Below are 24,309 nucleotides of genomic sequence, written 5' to 3'. Positions count from 1 at the left end.
CGCTCCTGTCTGGCTCATCGAAGCCGTGTGGCGACGCGGGAGGAGTCCATTCAATCATTCAAGGCGGCTACGCCGCCGCTTAACTCAAGCGTTAGATGCTCTTTGGAGGTCTTGGTGCCAACCATACGAAAAGCTCACTTAAATGACGCCAAGGCACTCTCTGAGATGGCCGAGGCCACATTTAGGGCAACGTTTGGTGCCATGAATACGGCCGAACATATGGAACTTCACTGCCGAAATAGCTACAGCGAGCAGATTCAAGCGGTCGAGATCACTGATCCTGGAATGGTTACCTTGGTGAGCGAAGACGAAGGCAGATTGATTGGTTATGCCCAATTGCGCTGGGGGGAGGCACCTGACTGTGTTTCGGCAAAAAGTCCGGGGGAGATTCAACGCCTCTACGTTGTCGAAGACTGGCATGGCAAGGGCATCGCGCAGGAGCTCATGAAGGTTTGCATCGACGAAATCAAGCAACATGAGTCAGATGCATTGTGGCTTGGTGTCTGGGAGCGCAACCCAAGGGCCATCTCGTTCTACAAGAAACTGGGGTTCGTGGAGGTGGGTGATCATACCTTTCCTCTTGGCGGCGATCCTCAACGAGATATCGTCATGGTTAGATCTGTTGCCCCGAGTTGAGCATCTGCCGGCGCCGCTTAACTCAAGCGCTGGACCGACATCCGAACATGCGAGCAAAGAATCATGAGCAAAGTATTCGTCAACATTGGACTTAGCCTCGATGGCTACATGGCTCCGGAAGGAATGACCATGGAGAATCCCGGGTACAAGAACTGGGGCGCCAAGTGGGGTGCGTTGATGGGCTGGCTCATCAATCAACAGTACTTCCGCGAGAACCACATGTTCGGATCAGGAGGAGAGACCGGCCCGGTCAATGACCTGGTTCGCAGCACCACGGAGCGCATCGGCGCCAACATCATGGGCAAGCGGATGTTCGACCAGGGCGAGAGCGCGTGGCCAGAGGAGGCTCCGTTTCACACGCCGGTATACGTTCTCACCAATGAGAAACGCGAACCCTGGGTGCGCCCCGGCGGGACGACCTTTTACTTCATCAATGACGGGCCGGAGCGTGCCCTGGAGCTGGTTCGGGAATCAGCAGGCCGTCGTGATATTCGTATCGCGGGTGGAGCGGATGTGATCCAGCAGTACCTGAACCTGGGTGTCGTTGATGAGCTGGAAATCGCCTTGGCACCCGTGTTTTTCGGCGGCGGGCGGCGTCTCTTCGAGAACCTGCGCGAGCCCGGGCCGCAGTTTCGCATCGACAAGGTGCTTGATGGTCCACACGCCACGCACTTGCGCTATGTGCGTCAGTGAGGGCGGCCCAGCCACCGATTGCAGCGGATGCCGCTAAACCGGAACGTCAGGCACCGTAGTCATCCAAGAGACATCTGACCACAACCCTCATGGCCAAAATGCAAAGACCGGAAGATGCGCCCAGTGCATTTCAGGCCGCCTGGAATGCACATGACATGGCTGCTCTCGCGGACTTGTTCGATGAAGGCGCGACGTTCGTAAATCGCTTCGGGCACTATGTCCAAGGCATCGATGAGATCGTGGCGCTGCACGCTCCGATTCACGAAACAATCTATCGCGACTCCACGCTGGAAAACGAGCTGATCGATGTCGCTCACATTGCTGATGGAGCGGTGGTCATACATTTCTGGAGTCGTCTGTCGGCCGGTGCCGCTCACCCGGCCGGACCCCATGCGGTGGACACGCTGATCCTCGCAGTACTGACGAGACAGAACGAGATCTGGCGCATTCGAGCGCTCGAGAATGTGACCCTCACAAACCCGCGTACCGGGGAGCCGATCTTGCGCGGTTAGAGCAGCATTGGTTGCCAAACACCTCAGGATTAAACATGCAGATGTCAGGCATCCCGTTCGGCACGACAGACTGGTCGAAGGTCGAACGGACGGAACACAAGGGCGCAAGCGGTAGCGCCTACTGGCGAACACTGCAGCTTGGAGACGTCCGCGTTCGGATGGTCGAGTACACGCCTGGCTACGTCGCGGATCACTGGTGCGCTAAGGGGCACGTACTTTTGTGTATCGAGGGAGAACTTCACACCGAACTGGAAGACGGCCGCAAGTTCACGCTGACCGCTGGCATGAGTTATCAAGTCGCCGACAATGCGGAACCGCACCGGTCGTTCACCGAAGTCGGGGCAACATTGTTCATTGTCGACTGAAGGCCAAGCGCACACTTCTCCATCGAGCGGATTCACCCATCACACTCATGACCCTCATACGCCCCTTCCAGGAAACCGACTGGCCCACCGTCTGGTCGATCCTGCACGCGACCTTCCAGTCCGGCGATACCTACGCCAACTCCCCGCACAGTACCGAGGCCGAAGCACACCAGGCCTGGGTCGAGCTGCCAGCCGCGACCTTCGTGGCCTGTTCGCCGGACGGACGTGTCGTGGGCAGCTACATCCTCAAACCGAACCAGCCGGGCCTGGGCGGGCACGTCTGCAACGCTGGCTACGTCGTCGCCGCTGACGCGCAAGGCCAGGGCATTGCCGCGGCCATGTGCGAGCACTCGCAAGCGCAGGCGCTGTCGATGGGCTTTCTGGCGATGCAGTTCAACCTGGTGGTATCGACCAATGAACGCGCCGTGCGCCTGTGGAAGCGGCTCGGCTTCACCGTGGTCGGCACGCTGCCGCGGGCGTTCCGGCATCAGCGCCTCGGATTTGTCGATGCCCTGGTCATGTTCAAGCAGCTGGCTGGCTGAGCGTTCCATCGTCGCAGCTTCCTGCGGTCGGCGGGTCAACCTGTAGACGTACCGACTTATGCATCGGTTTAACTTCGCTGCGTGCAGGCTGGAAAGTAGACCCGATCTCCGGCATGTTGCAGGTTCATGCATGCCGCCGCATCGGCTGCACCATACGCTGCGCCAATGACGGCGCCGGCCAGCCCCATGGAGAAAGCACTCACCATGACATCACTCCCCTCGGATGCCCTGGTCTTTTTTGGCGCCACTGGCGACTTGGCCTACAAGCAGATCTTCCCCGCGCTGCAGGCGATGATGCTGCGCGACGGGCTGGACCTGCCGATCATCGGCGTGGCGCATTCCGGCTGGAGCGTGGAGCAGCTGCGCCAACGCGCACACGACAGCCTGGCGCAGGCGGCGAAAAATCACGGCGGCGACGTCGATGAGGCCGCGTTTGCGAAGTTCGCGGCACGCCTGCAGTACGTCGACGGCGACTACAACGACCCGGCCACGTTCACCCAGTTGAAGCAGGTGCTGGGCAGCGCCAAGGCGCCGCTGCATTACCTGGCGATACCGCCGAGTCTGTTCGGCGTGGTGGTGAAGAACCTGCAGCAGGCCGGTTGCGCCGACAACGCGCGGGTGGTGGTGGAAAAACCGTTCGGCCGCGACCTGGCCTCGGCGCAGGCGCTCAACCGCACCTTGCACGAAGTGTTCCCGGAACCGGCGATCTTCCGCATCGACCATTATCTGGGCAAGGAGCCGGTGCAAAACCTGCTGTACTTCCGCTTTGCCAACACCGTGCTGGAACCGGTGTGGAACAACCGCTACGTCGACAGCGTGCAGATCACCATGGCCGAGCAGTTCGGCGTGGACGGCCGCGGCAGTTTCTACGAGGGTGTCGGCGCGATCCGCGACGTGCTGCAGAACCATCTGCTGCAAGTGACTTCGTTGCTGGCGATGGATGCGCCGATCGGCAACGACCCGGTCTCGCTGAATGCAGAGAAGCTGCGACTGTTCCGCGCGATGCGCCCGCTCGATCCGGCCGAAGTGGTGCGCGGCCAGTTCGACGGCTATCGCAAGGTCGAGGGCGTGGCGCCGGATTCCAACGTGGAGACCTTCGTGGCGCTGTGCCTGCATATCGACACCTGGCGCTGGGCCGGCGTGCCGTTCTACATCCGCGCCGGCAAGAGCCTGCCGATCACCACCACCGAGGTGATGGTGGACATGAAGACACCGCCGCTGTCGGTGTTCGACGAGATCACGCCGCCGCAATCGAACTACTTCCGCTTCCGGCTCAGCCCGGAGGTGATCATTGCCGAGGGCATGCGGGTCAAGCGGCCCGGCGAGACGATGCAGGGCGATCCGGTGGAACTGGTGGCAAGGCATCATGCGGAGCCGGAGAAACCGCCGTACGAACGGCTGCTCGCCGACGCGATCCGCGGCGACAACGCGCTGTTCACCAGCGACGAATGCGTCGAAGCCGCATGGGCGGTGGTCGACCGCGTGCTGCAGCATCCAGGCAGCGTGAGCTTCTACGAACCGGGCAGCTGGGGACCGGCCGAGGCCGCCAAGATCGTCAGCAGCGCCGAGGGCTGGCACGATCCGCAAGCCGAGGCGAGCGAGCCATGTTGAGCGACCACACTCCCGCCACCGCGTCGGTGGTCTTCCTGCTCGATGTCGACAACACCTTGCTCGACAACGACCGCTTCGCCGCCGACCTCGGCGACACGCTGGAACAGGCGTTCGGCGCGACCGAGCGCGAGCGCTACTGGGCGATCTATGCGCAGCTGCGCGACGAGCTGGGCTACGCCGATTACCTCGGCGCGCTGCAGCGCTTCCGCGTCGGCCTGGACAACGAGCCGGCGCTGCTGCAGATGTCGAAATACCTGCTGGAGTATCCGTTCGCCAGCCGGCTGTACCCGCACGCGCTGGACACCGTCGCCCACCTGCGCACGCTGGGCCCGACGGCGATCCTGTCCGACGGCGACGTGGTGTTCCAGCCGCGCAAGATCCAGCACGCCGGGCTGTGGGACGCGCTGCGCGGCGAGGTGCTGATCTATGTGCACAAACAGCAGATGCTGGTGGCGATGCAGCAGCGCTACCCGGCCGCGCACTACGTGATGGTCGACGACAAGCCGCAGATCCTGGCCGACATGAAACAGCGGCTCGGCCAGCGACTGACCACGGTGTTCGTGGAGCAGGGCCACTACGCCGCACAGGCGCCGGAAGACGTGCGCGCGGCAGCGGATATCCGCATCGCTCGCGTCGGCGATCTGCGCGAGCGTAAGCTTGCTGATTTCCTGCCCGACGCGCCCGTCATCAACCTTCCGGCAGACTGAAACAACCCGTCTCGAATGAACTGAAGTCATGGAGCAAGCATGAAAGCGACCCAGCAATTGCACGAACTCGGCCAGAGCCTGTGGCTGGACAACATCACCCGCACCCTGCTCGACGACGGCACGCTGGCGCGCTACATCGCCGAGGACTCGGTCACCGGGCTGACCTCGAACCCGAGCATCTTCGATGCCGCGATCGGCGACGGCGATGCCTACGACGCCGGCGTGCACGCCAAGACGCTGGCCGGTCTGTCCGGCGAAACGCTGTTCACCGAGCTGGCGCTGGAAGACCTGCGTCGCGCGGCCGACCTGTTCCGGCCGATTTTCGACGCCACCGACCGCGTCGATGGCTGGGTCTCGATGGAAGTCTCGCCCTTGCTGGCCGCCGACACCGCCGGCTCGATCGAGGCGGCAAAACAGATCCACAGCCAGGCGCAGCGCGACAACCTGTTCGTGAAGATTCCCGGCACGCCGGAAGGCCTCCCGGCGATCGAGGAAGCGATCTTCCTCGGCATTCCGATCAACGTGACCCTGCTGTTTTCCTGCGCGCAGTACGTGGCCGTCGCCGAGGCGTATATGCGCGGCATCGAGCGTCGCATCGCCGCCGGGCTCGGTTCGCGCGTGGGTTCGGTCGCCTCGCTGTTCATCAGCCGCTGGGACGTGGCCAGCAACCCGCAGCTACCGGTCGAATTGCACAACAAGCTCGGCATCGCGGTGGGCCAGCAAACCTATCGCGCCTATCGCGAACTGCTCGCGTCGGAGCGCTGGAAGAAACTCGAAGCCGCCGGCGCGCATCCGCAGCGCCTGCTGTGGGCCAGCACCGGCGTCAAGGATCCGTCGGCGCCCGACACGATGTACATCAGCGCATTCGCCGCGCCCGACACGATCGACACGATGCCGGAGAAAACCCTGCTCGCATTCGCCGACCACGGTCAGCTGCATGGCGTGATGGCCAGCGACGGCGGTGATGCCGATAGCGTGCTGGCGCAGATCGGCAAGGCTGGCGTCGACACCGATGCGCTGGCACTCAAGCTGCAGATCGACGGTGCCGCGGCCTTCGTCAAATCCTGGAAGCAGCTGCTGCAGCGGATCGCCGACAAGGCGAGCGCACTGGAAGACAAGTCGAAGGGACCCGCTCTGCCATGAGCCAATCGCGACTCACGACCACACCGCAGTGGCAGGCACTCAAGCAGCACTTCGCCATGATCGGTTCGAAGCATCTGCGCGAGCTGTTCGCCGCCGATGCTCAACGCGGCAAGCAGCTTACCGTCGAGGATGTCGGCCTGTACCTGGATTATTCCAAGCAGCGCGTCGACGCCGACACGCTGCGCCTGCTGCGCGAACTGGCCGTGGCCTGCGAGCTGCCGCGGCGGATCGAGGCGATGTTCCGCGGCGACAAGATCAACACGACCGAGAACCGCGCCGTGCTGCATGTGGCATTGCGCGCGCCGGCCACCGAGGAAATCCTGGTCGATGGCCACGACGTAGAGCCGGATGTACATGAAGTGCTGGATCGGATGGCCGCGTTTTCCGAACGCGTGCGCAGCGGCGCGTGGCTGGGCCATACCGGCAAGCGCATCCGCAACGTGATCAGCATCGGCATCGGCGGCTCCGACCTCGGCCCGGTGATGGCGTATGAGGCACTGCGTGACTACAGCCGCCGCGACATGACGTTCCGCTTCGTCTCGAACGTGGACGGCACCGATTTCGCCGAGGCCGTGCGCGACCTCGACGCCGCCGAGACCTTGTTTATCATCTGCTCGAAAACCTTCACCACGCTGGAAACGCTGACCAACGCGCACGCCGCGCGCGCGTGGAGCGTGGCGGCGCTGGGCGACGAGAAGTCCGTCGCCAAACACTTTGTCGCCGTTTCCACCAACGCCGAAGGCGTGGCGAAGTTCGGCATCGACACCGCCAATATGTTCGGTTTCTGGGACTGGGTCGGCGGGCGTTACTCGATGGATTCGTCGATCGGCCTGTCGACCATGCTGGCGATCGGCGCGGACGGTTTCCGCGAGATGCTGGCCGGCTTCCATGCGATGGACGAGCATTTCCGTCGCACGCCGCTGGAAAAAAACCTGCCCGTCTTGATGGGCCTGCTGGCGATCTGGAACAACAACTTCCTCGATGCCGCCACCGTCGCCGTGCTGCCTTACGAGCAATACCTGAAACGCTTCCCCGCCTATCTGCAGCAGCTGACAATGGAGAGCAACGGCAAGCACGTGACGCTCGACGGCAAGGTGGTGAACTACAACACCGGCCCGATTTACTGGGGCGAGCCGGGCACCAACGGCCAGCATTCGTTCTATCAACTGATCCACCAAGGCACGCGCATCGTGCCGTGCGATTTCATCGGTTTCGGTCAGACGCTGAATCCGCTGCCGGCGCAGGGCGGCGGCGATCAGCACGACCTGTTGATGGCGAACCTGATCGCGCAGGGCGAGGCGCTGGCATTCGGCAAGACGGCGGATGAGGTGCGCGCCGAAGGCACGCCCGAGGCGCTGGTGCCGCATCGTACGTTCGAGGGCAATCGGCCCAGCAACACCATCCTCGCGGCGAAGCTGACTCCGCACATCCTCGGCACGCTGATCGCCCTGTACGAACACAGCGTGTTCGTACAGGGCGTGATCTGGGACATCGACTCGTTCGACCAGTGGGGCGTGGAGCTGGGCAAGCAGCTGGCCAAGACCACCATCGCCGAACTGACCGCGAAGGACGAACCGAAACTCGCCCACGACAGTTCGACCAATGCCTTGATCCGCCGCTACCGACAGCTGCGCGATGGCACCATTTCAGGAAAAGCATGAGTCAGATCATCAGTCCACTCGCCGGCAAGCCGGCACCGGCATCGATCCTGGTCGACATCCCGAAGCTGCTCGCGGCGTATGCCGACCTCAAGCCCGATCCGTCGGTGGCCGCGCAGCGCGTGGCGTTCGGCACCTCCGGCCATCGCGGCAGCTCGTTCGAGCGCAGCTTCAACGAGTGGCACATCCTGGCGATCAGCCAGGCAATCTGCGAGTACCGCAAGTCGAAGGGCATCGACGGCCCGCTGTTCATCGGTGCGGATACGCATGCGCTGTCGCAGCCCGCGTTCGAGAATGCGCTGGAAGTGCTGGCCGCGAACGGCGTGCAGACGATGATCTCCACGGGCGGCGAGTTCACTCCCACACCGGCGATCTCGCACGCGATCCTGGTCTACAACAAAGGGCGCACCAGCGGTCTCGCCGACGGCATCGTGATCACGCCATCGCACAACCCGCCCGACAACGGCGGCTTCAAATACAACACGTCGAACGGCGGCCCGGCCGACACCGATATCACCGGCTGGGTGCAGAACCGCGCGAATGCGCTGCTCGAAGGTGGCCTGAAAGATGTGAAGCGGATGCCGTTCGCGCAGGCGCGCCAGGCCGCCACGACGCACGAGCACGACTACCTCAACACGTATGTCGTCGACCTCGCCAACATCATCGACTTCGAGGCGATCCGCAGTGCCGGCGTGCATATGGGCGTCGATCCGCTGGGTGGCGCCGGCGTGCATTACTGGGCGCCGATCGCGGAGCGTTACAAGCTCGACCTCACCGTGGTCAGTGCGGTGGTCGATCCGCAGTTCGCGTTCATGAGCGTGGACTGGGACGGCAAGATCCGCATGGACCCGTCGTCGAAGTACGCGATGCAGCGGCTGATCGGGCTGAAGGACACCTACGACGTCGCGTTCGCCTGCGACACCGACCACGACCGCCACGGCATTGTCACCCGCAGCAACGGGTTGATGGAGCCGAACCATTACCTGTCGGTGCTGATCGATTACCTGTACCAGCACCGGCCGCAGTGGAGCGCGAATGCTGCCGTCGGCAAGACCGTGGTCACCACCGCGCTGATCGACCGCGTGGTGAAGCGGCTCGGGCGCAAGCTGTACGAAGTGCCGGTCGGCTTCAAGTGGTTTTCCGAAGGCCTGTTCGACGGCTCGCTTGGCTTCGGCTGCGAAGAGAGTGCCGGCGCTTCGTTGCTGCGCCACGACGGCTCGGTATGGGCCACCGACAAGGACGGTCTGGTGCCGGCGCTGCTGTCGGCCGAGATCACCGCGCGGCAGGGCAAGGACCCGGGCGAGTTGTTCGCGCAGCTGACCGATGAGCTCGGCAAGCCGTTCGCCGATCGCGTCGAAGCCGCTGCCACGCCCGCGCAGAAAGCCAAGCTCGCGAAACTGTCGCCCGACCAGTTGAAGAGCGACCAGCTCGCCGGCGAGAAGATCACGCAAGTGCTGGACAAGGCGCCGGGCAACGGCGCGGCGATCGGCGGCATCAAGGTCGTCGCGGCCAGTGGCTGGTTCGCCGCACGGCCGTCCGGCACCGAGGCGATCTACAAGGTTTACGCGGAAAGCTTCAAGAGCGAAGACCACCTGCAGAGTCTATTGAAGGAAGCCCAGAGCATCGTCGACGCCGCACTCGCCTGAGTCGCGCATTCATCCACTCCACGTCATCAAAGGCATCATCATGTCCACCGATCTCGACCAGCAATGCATCAACACGCTTCGCTTCCTGTCGGTGGACATGGTGCAGAAGGCCAATAGCGGCCATCCCGGCCTGCCGCTCGGCGCCGCGCCGATGGCGTACACGTTGTGGACGAAACAGCTGAAGCATCACCCGGCGAATCCGCACTGGCCCGACCGTGACCGCTTCGTGCTGTCCGCAGGCCACGGCTCGGCGCTGCTGTACAGCCTGCTGCATGTCACCGGCTACGCGCTGTCGCTGGATGATCTCAAGCAGTTCCGCCAGTGGGGCAGCAAGGCACCGGGACATCCCGAATACGGCCACACGCCCGGCGTCGAAGTGACCACCGGGCCGCTCGGCCAGGGTCTGGCGAATGCGGTCGGCATGGCGATCGGCGAGGCGCACCTGGCCGCGCGCTACAACCGCGACGGTCACCAGGTGATCGACCACCGCACCTGGGCGATCGTCAGCGACGGCGATCTGATGGAAGGCGTCGCCAGCGAAGCGGCTTCGCTCGCAGGACATCTCAAACTCGGCAAGCTGGTCTGCCTGTACGACGACAACTACGTCACCTTGGCCGCCGGCACCGATATCACCTTCTCCGAGGATCGCGCCAAGCGCTTCGAGGCCTATGGCTGGCAGATCATCCACGTGGCCGATGGCAACGACGTCGACGCGATCAGCGCCGCGCTCGACGCCGCCCGCGCCGACACCACGCGACCGTCGCTGATCCTGGTGCGCACGCATATCGGTTTCGGTTCGCCCGAGCAGGACAGTTTCAAGGCACACGGCTCGCCGCTCGGTGTCGAGGATACGAAGAAGACCAAGCAGAAGCTCGGCTGGCCACTCGAACCCGACTTCCTGGAACCGGAGCCGGCGCTGGCACATTTCCGCGAGGCACTCGAACAGGGCGCCAAGGCAGAGGCCGAGTGGAATGGACGTCTGGACGCCTATGCCAAGGCGTACCCCGATCTTGCGAAAGAACTGCAGGGTCGCCTTCGCGGCGAACTGCCGGCCGGCTGGGACGCGGACATTCCGGTGTTCCCTGCCGATGCCAAAGGCATGGCCACCCGCGTCGCCAGCGGCAAGGTGATGAATGCGCTCGCGCCGAAACTGCCCGCGCTGTTTGGCGGCTCGGCGGATCTCGATTCCTCGACGCATACCAATCTGAAGGGACTCGGCGACTTCAACCCGGCCGCCACGCCGGGACAGGACACGCAAGGTTCCGACAGCGCCGGCTGGAGCTACGCCGGTCGCAACCTGCACTTCGGTGTGCGCGAGCACGCCATGGGCGCGATCTGCAACGGACTGGCCGTGCACGGCGGCTTCCTGCCGTACGGCTCGACCTTTCTGATCTTCTCCGACTACATGCGCCCGGCGATCCGCCTCGCCGCGCTGATGGGCGTGCATGTGGTGCACGTGTTCACCCACGACAGCATCGCGCTGGGCGAAGACGGTCCCACCCACCAACCGGTGGAACAACTGGCCAGCCTGCGCGCGATCCCCAACCTCACCGTGATCCGCCCCGCCGATGCGAACGAGACGGCGGTGGCGTGGAAGGTCGCGGCGGCATCGGAGAAACATCCGGTGCTGCTGGCGCTGACCCGGCAGGATCTGCCCACGCTCGACCGCACGCGTTATGCCAGCGCCGACGGTGTGCGCCAGGGCGCGTATGTGCTGAGCGATGCAAAGCACGGCAAGCCGTCACTGATCCTGATCGCCAGCGGTTCCGAAGTCGCCTTGATCCTCGCCGCCGCCGACCAGTTGCAGGCCGATGGCGTCGCGGTGCGCTGCGTGTCGATGCCGAGCTGGGAACTGTTCGACGCGCAACCGCAGGCTTATCGCGACCAGGTGCTGCCACCCAACGTATCGGCGCGCCTCGCGGTGGAACTCGGTGTCTCACAAGGCTGGGAGCGCTACGTGGGCGCAAAAGGCGACATGCTCTGCGTCGACCGTTTCGGTGCTTCCGCGCCAGCCGAGGTGTTGCTGCGCGAATACGGCTTCAGTGTCGACAATGTGGTGCGGCGGGCCAGCGCTTTGCTGGGGGGCTGAGCAGAGCTCCGTAGCGACTGGACTGGCCGCCGACAGGGCCTGCTCCCGACAGAAAGCGTTTTGGCAGCATATATGTCCATGACATATATCTGAACTAATCAGTATGCTATTGTGCCGACCGGCTCCACCCTGCCAGGCCATTCCCTTGTCCAGTCACCTGTCTGACCTGAAGCCCATCGTGCTGACCGGCAGCGCCCGCGCGCTTGCCCTGCTCATCGGGCTGTCCCTCGCCGGCTGTGCCGTCGGCCCCGACTACCACCGCCCGGACGCTCCGCCGGTGGATCGTTACACCGCACAGCCATTGCCTTCCGCCACGGTGTCGAGCAAGGGCGCCGATGGCGATGCACAGCGCTTCATGCAAGGTCGTGACGTGCCCACACGCTGGTGGACCACGTTCGGCAATGCCGAACTGACCCGCCGGGTGAACATGGCACTCAGCCACAGCCCGTCGATTGCCTCGGCCCAGGCCGCACTTCGGCAGGCGCAGGAAAGCGCCAACGCGACCCGTGGTGGCCTGTTTCCGTCGCTGGACGCCTCAGCCGGCGGCACCCGCGAGAAGCAATCAGCGGCGCAGTCGGGGATTCCCGGCGGGCTCGGCCCGTTTACCGTCTACAACGCGTCAGTCAGCGTGGGCTATACGCTGGATCTGTTCGGCGGTGTACGCCGCGGCATCGAGGCACAGCTGGCGCAGGCCGACTATCAGCGCGCCCAGCTCGACACGACTTATCTGACTCTCGCCGCCAACGTGGTCACCGCCTCACTGCAGGAGGCCTCGCTGCGCGAGCAGTTGCACGCGACCGAACAGATTCTCGACACCCAGCGCAAGAGTCTGAAGATCGCCCAGCAACAGCAGCAAATCGGCTCGAAATCGCTGTCCGATACGCTGGCCGTGCGCACGCAGTTGGCCGCTACCGAAGCCACCTTGCCACCGCTGCGCGCGCAGCTCGCCGCGACCCGCAACCAACTGGCGACCTACCTGGGCACCACCCCGGCGCAACTGGAGTTGTCGCCGCTGACGCTGGATGCGATCAGCCTGCCGCAGGACATTCCGGTGAGCCTGCCTTCAGGCCTGGTCGAACAGCGCCCGGATATCCGCGCGGCCTCGGCGCAACTGCATGCGGCCTCGGCCGGAGTGGGCGTGGCCACCGCGGCGATGCTGCCGCAGATCACCCTGTCCGGCAGTGCCGGCTCGCAGGCGCTGCGCGCCGGCGATCTGTTTTCCGCCGGCACCGACGCCTGGTCGCTGGGCCTGGGCCTGACCCAGCCGCTGTTCCATGGTGGCGAGCTGCTGCACAAGAAGCGTGCCGCCCAGGCCGGCCTGGACAAGGCCGTGGCGGACTGGCAACAGACCGTGCTGGTGGCCTTCCAGAATGTCGCCGACTCGTTGCAGGCGCTCGAATACGACGCTCAAGGGCTGGCCGCGCAAGCCATCGCCGAAAGCGCGGCAGCGCAGCAACTGGAGTTGACCCGCCAGCAATATCAGATGGGTGCGACCGGCTATATCAACCTGCTCGATGCCCAGCGCAGTTACCAGCAGGCGCTTATCGCTCTGATCCAGGCACGCGCCGCACGACTTGGCGATACCGCCGCCCTGTACGCCGCACTCGGTGGCGGCTGGCGCAGTGACGCCGACATGAACGTCGCCAAGCAGAATCCGTAGCTCCTATCAGGAATGCGGGCAGGATGCCCGCTTTTTGATCTTCGCGATCATGGACGATCGCAAAAACAGCCTCGCGGACAGGATGTCCGCTTTTAGACTTTCGCGATCGTGGATGATCGCAATAACCCAAGGAGTTCGCGCATGACCACGCGCGTCGAGAAGAAACCCAGCACCACCAAGCGCATGCTCTGGATGATTCTCGGGGTGGTGCTGCTGATCGCGCTTATCGTCGGCATCAAGGCGCTGCTGATAGTGCGGATGATCCACGGCATGCCGAAGCCGGCGCCGTTCACGGTGAGCACCACCACCGCCAGCGAACAACCGTGGCAGCCGTCGCTGAGTGCCGTCGGCACACTGCGCGCGGCCAGGGGCGCGGATCTGGCGATGGATGTGGCCGGCCTGGTCACCGGAGTCAACCTGACCTCCGGGCAGGACGTGAAGCAGGGCCAGGTGCTGGTGCAGCTGCGCGACGGCGACGACGTGGCCCAGCTGCAACAGCTGGAGGCCGCAGCGCAGCTGTCCCAGCTCACCTTCGAGCGAGCGCGCAAGCAGCTCGCGGTGCAGGCGATCAGCAAGGCCGATTACGACACCGCCGCCGCCGATCTCAAGGCGAAGCAGGCCGCCGTGGCGCAGCAGCAAGTGGTGGTCGCCAAGAAGCAGCTGCGCGCGCCGTTTGCCGGCCGCGCCGGCATCATCACCGTCAGCCCCGGCGCCTACCTCAGCGCCGGCACCACGATCGTGACGGTGCAGCAGCTCGATCCGCTGTTCGTCGATTTCTACGTGCCGCAAAGCGAACTGGGTCGCCTGCAGGTGGGCCAGGTCGTGAACATGAAGCTGGATGCCTACGCCGGCCGCAGTTTCAGCGGCAAGCTCAACGCGATCAACCCCAAGGTCGATCCCGGCACGCGCAACGTGCAGGTCGAGGCGACCGTGCCCAACCACGACAAGGCGCTCACCCCCGGCATGTTCGCCAAGGTCAGCGTCGATGCCGGCAGCCAGCAACGCCAGCTGACCCTGCCGCAGGCGGCGATCGTCTACAACCCGTACGGCGACACCGTGTACGTGGTGCAGCCGTCCAAGGGCAAGGACGACAAGGGCCAGCCGCTGCCGTCCACGGTGAAACAGACCTTTGTCACGGTAGGCGACACCCGCGGCGACCAGGTGGCGATCGTCAAGGGTATCGAAGCCGGTACCGTGGTCGTGACCAGTGGCCAGATCAAGCTGAAGAACGACGCGCCGATCGCGATCGACAACAGCGTGCAGCCGGCTGACAGCGCTCATCCCGCGCCGCAGGAAAACTGAGCAAACGCCATGAAATTCACCGACCTGTTCGTCAACAAGCCGGTGCTGGCGATCGTCGTCAGCCTGCTGATCCTGGTGCTGGGCGTGAAGGCTGTCAGCAGCCTGACCGTGCGCCAGTACCCGAAGACCGAGAACGCCACGGTCACCGTCAGCACCGCGTACTACGGTGCCGATGCGCAAACCATGGCCGGCTTCGTTACCCAGCCGCTGGAGCAGGCGATCTCGCAGGCGCAGGGCATCGATTACCTGTCCTCCAGCAGTGTGCAGGGTGTGTCGTCCATCACCGCGACCTTGCGTCTGAACTACGACGCCAACCGCGCGCTGACCGAGATCACCACCCAGGTCAATTCGGTGAAGAACCAGCTGCCGCCGCAGGCGCAGCAGCCGGTGCTGAACGTGCAGACCGGCGAGACGGTCGACGCGATGTACATGGGCTTCTACAGCGATGTGCTGCCGACCAACAACATCACCGACTACCTCGCGCGCGTGGTCAAGCCCAAGCTCGATTCGATCGATGGCGTGCAGACCGCCGAGCTGCTCGGCGCACGCCAGTTCGCGCTGCGTGCCTGGCTCGACCCGGCCAAGATGGCGGCACATGGCATCACCGCCAGCGATGTGAACACGGCACTGGGCTCCAACAACTATCTGGCCGCGGTCGGCTCCAGCAAGGGCCAGGCGGTGACGGTCGATCTGACCGCCGACAGCGCGCTGCACTCGGTCGATGAGTTCAAGCAGCTGGCGATCAAGCAGGTCAACGGCGCAATCGTGCGTCTGCAGGACGTGGCCACGGTCTCGTTGGGCTCGGAAAGCTACGACTTCAACGTGGCCTTCAGCGGCAAGCGCTCGGTGTTCATCGGCATCAAGGTCGCGCCCGACGCCAACGTGCTGGACGTGGCCAAGCGCGTGCGCGAGGCGTTCCCGGACATCCAGAGCCAGTTGCCCAGCGGACTGACCGGGGAGATCGTCTACGACGGCACCAAGTTCGTGAACAGCTCGATCAACGAGGTGGTCAAGACGCTGGCCGAGGCGCTGCTGATCGTCACCCTGGTGATCTTCCTGTTCCTCGGCAGCCTGCGTGCGGTGATCATCCCGGTGATCGCGATGCCGCTGTCGCTTATCGGCACCTTCTTCGTGATGCTGGCGCTGGGCTACTCGATCAACCTGCTGACCCTGCTGGCGCTGGTGCTGGCGATCGGCCTGGTGGTGGACGACGCGATCATCGTGGTCGAGAACGTCGACCGGCACATGAAGGAGGAGGGCAAGACGCCATTGCAGGCTGCGTTGCTCGCCGCGCGCGAGCTGGGTGGACCGATTCTGGCGATGACCGTGGTGCTGATCGCGGTGTATGTGCCGATCGGTTTCCAGAAGGGACTGACCGGTGCGCTGTTCAGCGAATTCGCCTTCACCCTCGCCGGTGCGGTGACAGTGTCGGCGGTGGTGGCGCTGACCCTGTCGCCGATGATGTGCTCCCGGTTCTTCCGCAACGAGCAGGAGAATGGCCGCTTCGTGCAGTTCATCGACCGCCAGTTCGAACGCGTGCACCAGGGTTATCAGCGCGTGCTGCACAACACCTTGTCGACCTGGTCGGTGATCGTGGTGATGAGTGCGTTGCTGTTGCTGGCCACCATCGCGCTGGGCATGACCTCGAAATCGGAACTGGCGCCGGAAGAAGACCAGGGCATCGTGGTCGGTCAGGTCGTGGGGTCGCCGAACACGACGGCGCAGCAGATGAATGTCTATGCGACGCAGATGTTCGATCTGTCCAAGCAGGTGCCGGAATACGAGCAGATGTTCCAGCTGACCGGCGTGCCCACCATCAACCAGGGCATCGGCGGCGTGCTGTTCAAGCCATGGGACCAGCGTCACCGCAGCGCGCACGAACTGCAGCAAGTCTTGCAGGACAAGTGGAACGGCATCGCCGGCGGCCGCGTGGCGGCGTTCCAGTTCCCGCCGTTGCCGGGCGCGTCGGGCCTGCCGATCCAGGTGGTGATCACCACCACCGAGCCGTTCGAGAACCTCAACGATGTCGCTACCCAGGTACTGCAGAAGGCGCAGGCCAGCGGCAAGTTCTACTTCGTCGACTCCGACCTCAAGGTCGACAAGCCGCAGAGTACGGTCAGCCTCGACCGCGACATGATCACCACGCTGGGGCTGACCCAGCAGGATGTCGGTGCCGCACTCGGCTCGGCCTTGGGCGGTGGCTACGTCAATTACTTCTCGATCTCCGGCCGCTCGTACAAGGTGATCCCGCAGGTCTTGCAGGTCGACCGGCTCAATCCGAACCAGGTGCTGGACTACTACATCCGTGTGCCGGACGGCTCGGTGATCCCGGCATCGACCGTGGCGAAGATCACCAAGCAGGTGGTGCCGCAGTCGCTGAACCGTTTCCAGCAGTTGAACTCGGCCACGATCTCCGGCGTCAGCGGGCTGTCGCAAGGCGATGCACTGACCTACCTGCGTGATCTGGTGAAGGAGGTCGCGCCGACCGGTTACAACGTGGACTACGCCGGCCAGTCACGCCAGTTCACCCAGGAGTCCGGCGGTTTCGGCGCGACCTTGTTGTTTGCCGTGATCATCGTGTTCCTGGCCCTGGCCGCGCAGTTCAACAGCCTGCGCGATCCCATCGTGATCCTGGTCTCGGTGCCGCTGGCGCTGTTCGGCGCGCTGATCTTCGTCAACCTGTTCACCAGCCTCAACATCTACACCGAGGTGGGCCTGGTGACCTTGATGGGCCTGATCAGCAAGCACGGCATCCTGATCGTGCAGTTCGCCAATCAGTCGCAACTGGACGGCATGTCCAAACGCGAGGCGATCGAACACGCCGCGGCGGTACGCCTGCGGCCGATCCTGATGACTACCGCGGCGATGGTGCTGGGCGTGCTGCCGCTGGTGATCGCTTCCGGTGCGGGCGCGGCTGGCCGCTTCAACATGGGCCTGGTGATCTCCACCGGCTTGGCCATCGGCACCGTGTTCACCCTGTTCGTGGTGCCGGCGTTCTACCTGCTGCTGGCTGCCGATCATCACGGAGGTCAGCCGTCGGACGATCAGCGGCTGGCGGCAGAGGAGCCGACCTTGCAGGCCTGAAAGTGACAGCCTCGCCCAGGCGTCGATAGCACTCAGGCATCCCGGGAAAAGGCGCGGTCAACCGCGCCTTTTTCTTTGAATTCCAATCGCGTGGCGCTGCCGGATGCCGGGGTCTGCAGCCGCCTTGCTTGCGAGCAGCTCTGCGCAGGAACTGAAAACGAACGGGCCAGCCCCCTGACGGAGGCTGGCCCGGCGATTCGAACTGGGGTATCAGGCTTGCGGAGTAGCGTCAGCGTCGCTCGGCTCGCCTTCACCTTCTTTTTTCTCGACGAGCGACTCGAGCGCACCGGTACCCTTGAAACCGGCAACAGCGGCGAGGCCTTTCGTCAACAGGCCCGCATTCGGATCGAGCTTTTCGGCACCTTCAACGGCAGCAATCGCACCTGCCACTTCACCCAGAGTATCCAGAATTCCCATAACGGCCACCTCGCTGCTTGAGAGGAATGCAGCATGCAAGGAAATCCATTACAGCAAGGTGAATGCGGCCGCAGGAACTTCGCTATTCATGTCGCAAGAATGCATGCCTTCCGCCGACCAGACCGCGCGAAATCCGCCTTGCCGGATACACCACGCGCCATACCGCTCCATCTGCTTGTTGGACGCACAACCCTGCGCGGATACGCCACTGCACCGCGGCGCGGAAACTACGCGACAATGCGCGCTTGCCGAATGCCGCGGAGTTCCGATGAATCCTTCCACCCTGCGTATCGCCACCCGCAAGAGCGCGCTCGCGCTGTGGCAGGCCGAGCACGTCGCCGCGCTGCTGCGCGCGACGCATCCGGGGCTGACGGTGGAGCTGGTACCGATGAGCACGCGCGGCGACGAGATTCTCGACCAGCCGCTGGCGACGATCGGCGGCAAGGGTCTGTTTTTGAAGGAGCTCGAGGTGGCGATGCTGGAAGGTCGCGCCGATCTGGCCGTGCATTCGCTGAAGGATGTGCCGTCGCAGCTGGAGCCGGGTTTCGTGTTGCCGGCGATCCTGCCGCGCGCCGATGCGGCCGATGCCTTCGTCAGCAATGACTACGCGGATCTCGCCGCGTTGCCGCACGGCGCACAGGTCGGCACCTCGTCGCTGCGCCGGCAGGCGCAGTTGCGCGCGTTGCGGCCGGACCTGGTCTTGCTCGACCTGCGCGGCAATGTCGGCACCCGGCTGGGCAAACTCGATGCCGGCGATTACGAAGCGATCGTGCTGGCCTGTGCCGGACTGGAACGGCTCGGTCTGGCTTCACGCATCCGCTCGCGGCTGGCCGCGCCGGACTGGCTGCCGGCACCGGGCCAGGCGGCGATCGCGATCGAGGCACGCGACGACCATGCCAGCGTGCTGAGCCTGCTGGCCGCACTCGATGATGCCGATACGCGGCTCACCATCAGCGCCGAGCGCGCGATGAACCAGGCACTCGGCGGCAGCTGCACGGTGCCGGTCGGCGCCTGGTGCATGCTGGGCGAACATGGCCTGCATCTGTGCGGCATGGTCGGCGATTCGGCCAGCGGTCGGCTGTTGCACGCGGAAGCCAGCGGACCGAGCGATCAGGCGGTGGCACTGGGTCACCAGGTCGCAGCGGACCTGCTCGCACAGGGTGCCAGCGAGCTGCTCGGCCTCTAACGCAACGCGGCCCTCCCGCTCGCGCGGAAGGGCCGCCATTGCCACGTTGCGCAAACCGCTGCTTAGAAGCTGTAGACCAGGTTGGTCGTGGTCAGCGTATCCGTCTTCTTGACGCCCACCAGCACGTCGCTGTTGTGACGCACCTGGAAGCCGACTTTCAGCGCTAGCTTCTTGGTCATGCTGACTGCCAGACCGGCGTCGTTCTGCAGATAGGTGTTCTTCGAGCCCGCTTCCATCAGGAACGTGTTCTCGAACGCGGTGTTGGCGCTGATCTTGAACTTGTAGTCGACCAAGCCACGAGCCACGACTTCGCCCTGCGTCATCTGCCGCTGCGGCACCATCACGGTGCCGACCAGCACATCCACGTCGGCCGGGCGGTAGCGCTTGTAACCCGGACCGATTTCGAACGACAGCTCGTTGCGATCGTCCTTCAGGGCGATGTAACCGTAACCGAGCGAAACGACGCCCTGCCACAGGTTGGCGCCGAAGTCGTCGTGCTCGTAACGGGCGGCACCGACGATGTAACTGCGCGGATCGAGCTTGTAGCCAACCGAGGCACCACCGTCATAGCGGTTCGCGGTGGTGTTGAACTCGTCGATGGTGTTGCCGGCCGAATCGACCACCTTCTGCTGACTCTTGGCGCGCAGCATGTCGACGTAGAAGTTGTTCTTCCACTGCTCGTTTTCCTGGTTCAGGCCGAGCTTGGCATTGATGTTCTGCGAACGCGTGTTGCCGGTGGCCGAGGCAAAGCCGAACTCGCCCGAACCGGTCCAGCCACCATTGTTGGCAGCCGCGCTGGGGTCGGTCGAGGCATCCTGGGCCTGCGCGGCGAAGCTCGCGAAAGCGGCCAGCAGCAGGCCGGCGATCAAGGTCTTTTTCATCGGGACAGTCCGTTTGTTAAGTAATAGTGATGCGCTACCTTAACGGCACGGCTTGAACTCGCAATGAACAGAGACCGTCAACCCGCCGGGCCACGCAGCAGCAGCGATTCATACAAGTAACGCTCCAGCCACTTGCCCAACAGGCAACTGGGTACAGCCACTGCCGCCGCAGCCAGATCGACCCCATCCTGCCTTGCCAGCAACAGGGCGATGCATGGAAATACAAAGGTAAACAGTGCCGCGACAAAGCGCGCCGGCTGCAACGCATGTTCGAGGCTTGCGTTGCCGTGTGCACCCAGCTTGGCCAGCGCCTGCCAGGCCTGACCCTCCAGCAGACCCAGCAGCAAGGCCAGCGTCAGCAGCAGCAGGATCCACGGGGACAGGCCGCGTGGAGCCACCAGCTCACCTTCGGCCAGCGTGCACAGCCAGAGCCACAGTCCTCCGGCGTAGCCGGCGAAGACCAGCCGGCTGAGTGGTAACGATGCCGAGGCGCGCTGCGAGGCCGGCGACAGCTGCCGTCGAAAGCGATACCCGGTGTAGGCCAAGCTGGCCAGGCTGCACAACGCCAACACCGCACCGGCCAACCGGGTTGCCCAAAAGATGTTGTCGCCGCGTGCCAGCCCGGCCACGGCCAACATCGGCAGAAACGTCGCCAGCGCCAGCAGCGCCGCCCCGGTCGGGCGGCTGTCCCGCCGCGGATGCCAGCCATACCAGCCCGATGCTCCGCGCCATGGCAGGCAAGCCACCAGCAGGCCGATACTCACCAGCACGGTGCCGACGCACAGCGGCAGCAAGGTGCCGCTGCGGCCAGCCGGGTACAACCCAAGCACCAGCGCCAGCCCCAGCCAGGTCCACAAGCCGTAGCCACTGGCCGCCAATATCCGCCACAACGGCGCCACCGACTCTGCGCGCCAATATGCCGGCGGCTTGTCCGCATCATTGGCGGGCTTGGCAGTATTCGGCAAATCACGGACAGGCTGCATGGATGAACCGGTTGAAGGCAGAGAATTCAGCACAGGCGATCGCGTCACAGCCATCCGGATGGCGGGCGGGCTTGCGAGTACTGCAGCACGCACCCATGCTACAACGCTGCACCCACGCATGCCCTGATGAAGTGCCATGGATCGCTACGAACGCATATTGACCCTGCACCGATTGCTGAAGTCGGCGCACTACCCGATTCCGTTGTCGCGCCTGCTCGGTGAACTGGAGTGCTCGCGCGCCACGCTGTATCGCGACGTGGCCTTTCTGCGCGATGCGCTGGGCGCACCGATCGAGAGTGCCGGCGTCGATCAGGCCGCCTTCCGCTACGAGGTCGGCGAGGGCGAGAAGTTCGAGCTGCCGGGGCTGTGGTTGACCTCGGACGAACTGGCCGCGCTGCTGGCCCTGAACGAACTGATCAGCCGTTCCGGCCCCGGCGTGCTGGCCGGCGCGCTGGCTCCATTCAAGGCGCGCATCGAAGGCCTGTTGTCCGACCAGGGCAGCGGCAAGGCGTTGCCGATCGAACGGATCCGGGTGATCCCCTGGGGCGAGCGCAAGCTGGACCAGCAGGTGTTCCGCATCGTCGCCGGCGCCGTGCTGGAGCGGAAACAGTTGCGCTTCCGCTATCGCGCGCGCACCACCAACGCGGACAGCCGCCGCACGGTGTCGCCGCAGCGACTGACACATTACCGCGACAACTGGTACCTCGACGTCTGGGATCACGACCGCGAGGCGTTGCGCAGCTTTGCGGTCGATCGCATCGTCGAGGCGCAGTCACTGGATGCGGCCGCCACCGATGTGGGCGAGGCCGATCTCAACGACCTGCTCGCCTCCAGCTACGGCATCTTCGCCGGCAAGCCGAAGGCATGGGCGACCATCCGCTTCTCGCCGCACGCCGCACGCTGGGTCGCCGACGAACACTGGCACTCGCAGCAGAAGGGCGAATGGCTGCCCGACGGCCGCTACGAACTGAAAGTGCCCTACTCCAATTCGAAGGAGCTGCTGATGGACGTGCTCAAGTACGGCCCGGATGCGGAAGTGGTGGCACCGCTGCCATTGCGCGAGGAGATGAAGATCCTGCTGCAACTGGCGCTGTCGGGCTACGCCCGACAATAAAACCGATGGGCGGGAATACCGGGCAATCCTCGTGTATTCAAATGCACGAAGATGCGAACCCGCACGGCACGATCGCCTCCTCTCCCCTTGCGGGAGAGGATTGTGACCGAAGGAAATCCCCTTGCGGGAAGGAGAGGGCCCGGTGCTCGCGACATAAGTGATCGAAGACGCGCAGAAGTCCTTTCAAGCAAACGCGCTTCCTAGCCGGCCGCCAGCGCGGCGTGTCCCCCTCTCCCCAACCCTCTCCCGCAAGGGGAGAGAGAGCAAACGCAAAAGGCGCTTTGCTTTATTGAAGCGGGTGGAACGGCCAGAACAGCGGGATCAGCCACATCGACAGCGCGCAGAAGATCAGGATCAGCGGAATGCCCACCTTCATGAAATCGGTGAAACGGTAACCACCGGCGTAATAGACCATGGTGTTGGTGGGATAGCCCACCGGCGTGGCGAACGAGGTGGCGGCGGCGAACGCAACGGCCACCACGAACGGTCGCGGATCCACGTTCATCGCATGCGCGACCGAGGCGGCGATGCCGACCATCAGCACCACCGACGGATTGTGTCCCATCAGTTCGGTGAGCAGCGCGGTCAGCAGATACACCATCAGCAACGCCGCCAGCGGGCCATGGTTGCCGACCACGCCCAGCCCCATCTGCACCAGCGTCTGCGATAAACCACTCTTCTCTATCGCGATACCCAGCGGCAGAATCGCACCGAGCAGGATGATGATCTTCCAGTCGATGCCTTCGTAGACGTCTTTACGGCCAAAGCATCCGGTCAGCGCCATCGCGGTGGCGCCACAGATCGCCGCGATCGGGATCGGCAGCCAGTGCAGGCCGGAACCGATCACCACCGCGGCCATGATCGCGACGGCGTACCACGCCTTGCGCGGCGTGCGATGGGCTTCCTCGCGCTCGCTCAGCACGATGAATGCCTCGTCGTTGCGCAGGTTGGACATCGCCTCCTCGTCCACCAGCACCAGCAACACGTCGCCTACCGCGAGGCTGACGTCGCTGAGCTTGTCGCGCAGTAGCTGGCCGCGGCGGTGAATCGCCAGCGCCACCGCGTCGTAGCGCCAACGCAGGCCGGTTTCATCCAGCCGGCGACCTTCAATCGGACTGGCGGGCGCGACCATCAGCTCGACCATCACGCGCAGGTGATTGGTGTCCTGCACATAGCGGCTGTCCGGCGCACTGCGCAGTCCGGCGCGGCGCCGGAAATCCTCGATCTTTTCCCAGTCGCCACGTACCAGCAACACATCGCCGACGGCGATCTCCTGACTGCGCGGCGACCACATGCGCTTCTCGCCGCGCAGAAGCTCCAGCGGATAGACACCGAACTGCTCGCCAAGCCGGGCATCGGTGATGCTGCTGCCCAGCAGCGACGACTGCCCGGTCACTTCGAGTTCGGTCACGTATTTGCCGATCTCCTCCTGCTCGGGCATCTCGGCGTTCACCTGGCGCGGCAGCAGCCAGCGGCCGACCAGCATCAGGTAGACGATGCCGACCACCGCCAGCACCACACCCATGCGGGTGAATTCGAACACGCCGAAGGCAGCCATGCCGTGCTCTTGCGCCAGACTGTCCGCCAGCAGGTTCGAGGACGTGCCGATCAGCGTGCACACGCCACCCATCTGCGCGGCGTAGGCCATCGGCATCAGCACGCGCGCCGGCGAGGTGTGCGTGCGCTGGCATACACGCAACGCCAGCGGCAGAAAGGTGGCGACCAGCGCGATGTTCTTGATGAAGGCGCCCAGCGGCGCGATCGCCAGCATCAGGGCCAGGGTCAGCAGCCACGGCCGCTTGATCCGCATCAGCAGCCGGGTCAGTGGCTCCAGCGCCCCGGAGCGTTCGATGCCCAGGCTCAGCGCAAACATCGCCGCCACCGTCACCGTGGCTTCATTGCTGAATCCGCTCAGCGCCTCGACCGGGCTGACGATGCCCAGGATCACCAGCGCCGCCAACACCAGCAACGCCACCAGATCGATGCGCAACTTCTCGCTGGCGAACAGGCCCATCGCCAGCACGATCACGGCCACCGTGGCCCACGCCTGCCAGCTCATGCGCCAGCTCCACGACGAAAC

At 64.4% G+C, this 24,309-nt stretch carries 20 protein-coding genes; 16 read left to right on the top strand and 4 right to left on the bottom strand.

The annotated features are described in order from the left end of the window. The 14 genes from IE071_RS13450 to IE071_RS13385 all read left to right on the top strand — a co-directional run. Nucleotides 1-636, top strand: a 636-nt coding sequence (locus tag IE071_RS13450) for a GNAT family N-acetyltransferase (RefSeq protein ID WP_229792902.1), incomplete at its 5' end; no start/stop codon positions are given. 63 nt (nucleotides 637-699) lie between these two features. Then, complete coding sequence (locus IE071_RS13445; protein WP_189441755.1) at nucleotides 700-1,329, top strand: dihydrofolate reductase family protein; 630 nt, start codon at nucleotides 700-702, stop codon at nucleotides 1,327-1,329. A gap of 89 nt (nucleotides 1,330-1,418) precedes the next feature. Further along, nucleotides 1,419-1,841 (top strand): SgcJ/EcaC family oxidoreductase, encoded by a 423-nt coding sequence (locus IE071_RS13440; RefSeq protein ID WP_189441753.1) that lies wholly within the window; start codon nucleotides 1,419-1,421, stop codon nucleotides 1,839-1,841. A gap of 35 nt (nucleotides 1,842-1,876) precedes the next feature. After that, nucleotides 1,877-2,206, top strand: a complete 330-nt coding sequence (locus IE071_RS13435) for a DHCW motif cupin fold protein (protein WP_189441751.1) — start codon at nucleotides 1,877-1,879, stop codon at nucleotides 2,204-2,206. Between the two features lie 47 nt (nucleotides 2,207-2,253). After that, complete coding sequence (locus IE071_RS13430) at nucleotides 2,254-2,748, top strand: GNAT family N-acetyltransferase (RefSeq protein ID WP_189441749.1); 495 nt, start codon at nucleotides 2,254-2,256, stop codon at nucleotides 2,746-2,748. A gap of 204 nt (nucleotides 2,749-2,952) precedes the next feature. After that, nucleotides 2,953-4,359, top strand: coding sequence for a glucose-6-phosphate dehydrogenase (zwf, locus tag IE071_RS13425; protein ID WP_189441747.1), 1,407 nt, complete (start codon nucleotides 2,953-2,955; stop codon nucleotides 4,357-4,359). Next, nucleotides 4,353-5,066 (top strand): HAD family hydrolase, encoded by a 714-nt coding sequence (locus tag IE071_RS13420; RefSeq protein ID WP_189441745.1) that lies wholly within the window; start codon nucleotides 4,353-4,355, stop codon nucleotides 5,064-5,066. Before zwf ends, IE071_RS13420 begins: the two co-directional genes overlap by 7 nt. 39 nt (nucleotides 5,067-5,105) lie before the next feature. Beyond that, on the top strand, nucleotides 5,106-6,209 hold the full coding sequence (gene tal, locus IE071_RS13415; RefSeq protein WP_189441743.1) for a transaldolase: 1,104 nt from the start codon (nucleotides 5,106-5,108) through the stop codon (nucleotides 6,207-6,209). Beyond that, nucleotides 6,206-7,870, top strand: a complete 1,665-nt coding sequence (gene pgi, locus IE071_RS13410; protein ID WP_189441741.1) for a glucose-6-phosphate isomerase — start codon at nucleotides 6,206-6,208, stop codon at nucleotides 7,868-7,870. The genes tal and pgi overlap by 4 nt, the downstream gene beginning before the upstream one ends. After that, on the top strand, nucleotides 7,867-9,513 hold the full coding sequence (gene pgm, locus IE071_RS13405) for a phosphoglucomutase (alpha-D-glucose-1,6-bisphosphate-dependent) (protein ID WP_189441739.1): 1,647 nt from the start codon (nucleotides 7,867-7,869) through the stop codon (nucleotides 9,511-9,513). Before pgi ends, pgm begins: the two co-directional genes overlap by 4 nt. A gap of 40 nt (nucleotides 9,514-9,553) precedes the next feature. Next, entirely contained in the window at nucleotides 9,554-11,602 is a 2,049-nt protein-coding gene (tkt, locus tag IE071_RS13400) for a transketolase (protein ID WP_189441737.1), read from the top strand. 145 nt (nucleotides 11,603-11,747) lie between these two features. Further along, complete coding sequence (locus IE071_RS13395) at nucleotides 11,748-13,262, top strand: efflux transporter outer membrane subunit (RefSeq protein WP_229792901.1); 1,515 nt, start codon at nucleotides 11,748-11,750, stop codon at nucleotides 13,260-13,262. A 141-nt stretch (nucleotides 13,263-13,403) separates the two neighbouring features. Beyond that, nucleotides 13,404-14,564, top strand: a complete 1,161-nt coding sequence (locus IE071_RS13390) for an efflux RND transporter periplasmic adaptor subunit (protein WP_189441733.1) — start codon at nucleotides 13,404-13,406, stop codon at nucleotides 14,562-14,564. Nucleotides 14,565-14,573: 9 nt separating this feature from the next. Further along, nucleotides 14,574-17,648, top strand: coding sequence for an efflux RND transporter permease subunit (locus IE071_RS13385; RefSeq protein WP_189441732.1), 3,075 nt, complete (start codon nucleotides 14,574-14,576; stop codon nucleotides 17,646-17,648). A 210-nt stretch (nucleotides 17,649-17,858) separates the two neighbouring features. Here the strand turns inward: IE071_RS13385 and IE071_RS13380 are convergent, their stop codons facing one another. Next, on the bottom strand, nucleotides 17,859-18,065 hold the full coding sequence (locus IE071_RS13380; protein ID WP_189441862.1) for a hypothetical protein: 207 nt from the start codon (nucleotides 18,063-18,065) through the stop codon (nucleotides 17,859-17,861). Nucleotides 18,066-18,333: 268 nt separating this feature from the next. On the opposite strand from IE071_RS13380, the gene hemC reads away from it, so the two are divergent. Beyond that, complete coding sequence (hemC, locus tag IE071_RS13375; RefSeq protein ID WP_189441730.1) at nucleotides 18,334-19,251, top strand: hydroxymethylbilane synthase; 918 nt, start codon at nucleotides 18,334-18,336, stop codon at nucleotides 19,249-19,251. 62 nt (nucleotides 19,252-19,313) lie between these two features. Here the strand turns inward: hemC and IE071_RS13370 are convergent, their stop codons facing one another. Beyond that, nucleotides 19,314-20,132 (bottom strand): DUF481 domain-containing protein, encoded by an 819-nt coding sequence (locus IE071_RS13370; RefSeq protein WP_189441728.1) that lies wholly within the window; start codon nucleotides 20,130-20,132, stop codon nucleotides 19,314-19,316. Between the two features lie 77 nt (nucleotides 20,133-20,209). After that, a complete protein-coding gene (locus tag IE071_RS13365; protein WP_189441726.1) occupies nucleotides 20,210-21,115 on the bottom strand; it encodes a hypothetical protein in 906 nt (301 codons plus the stop codon). Between the two features lie 136 nt (nucleotides 21,116-21,251). On the opposite strand from IE071_RS13365, the gene IE071_RS13360 reads away from it, so the two are divergent. After that, nucleotides 21,252-22,229 (top strand): helix-turn-helix transcriptional regulator, encoded by a 978-nt coding sequence (locus IE071_RS13360; protein ID WP_189441724.1) that lies wholly within the window; start codon nucleotides 21,252-21,254, stop codon nucleotides 22,227-22,229. 286 nt (nucleotides 22,230-22,515) lie between these two features. On the opposite strand, the gene IE071_RS13355 is transcribed toward IE071_RS13360, so the two are convergent. Then, the gene (locus IE071_RS13355; protein WP_189441722.1) at nucleotides 22,516-24,288 is read right to left on the bottom strand and encodes an SLC13 family permease; all 1,773 of its coding nucleotides are present in this window, start codon (nucleotides 24,286-24,288) and stop codon (nucleotides 22,516-22,518) included. Nucleotides 24,289-24,309 lie beyond the last annotated feature (21 nt).

Origin of the sequence: Rhodanobacter panaciterrae, from assembly GCF_014651895.1 — a bacterium.
GTDB classification, from domain to species: domain Bacteria; phylum Pseudomonadota; class Gammaproteobacteria; order Xanthomonadales; family Rhodanobacteraceae; genus Rhodanobacter; species Rhodanobacter panaciterrae.
This window is presented reverse-complemented; position numbering and strand designations above follow the sequence as displayed.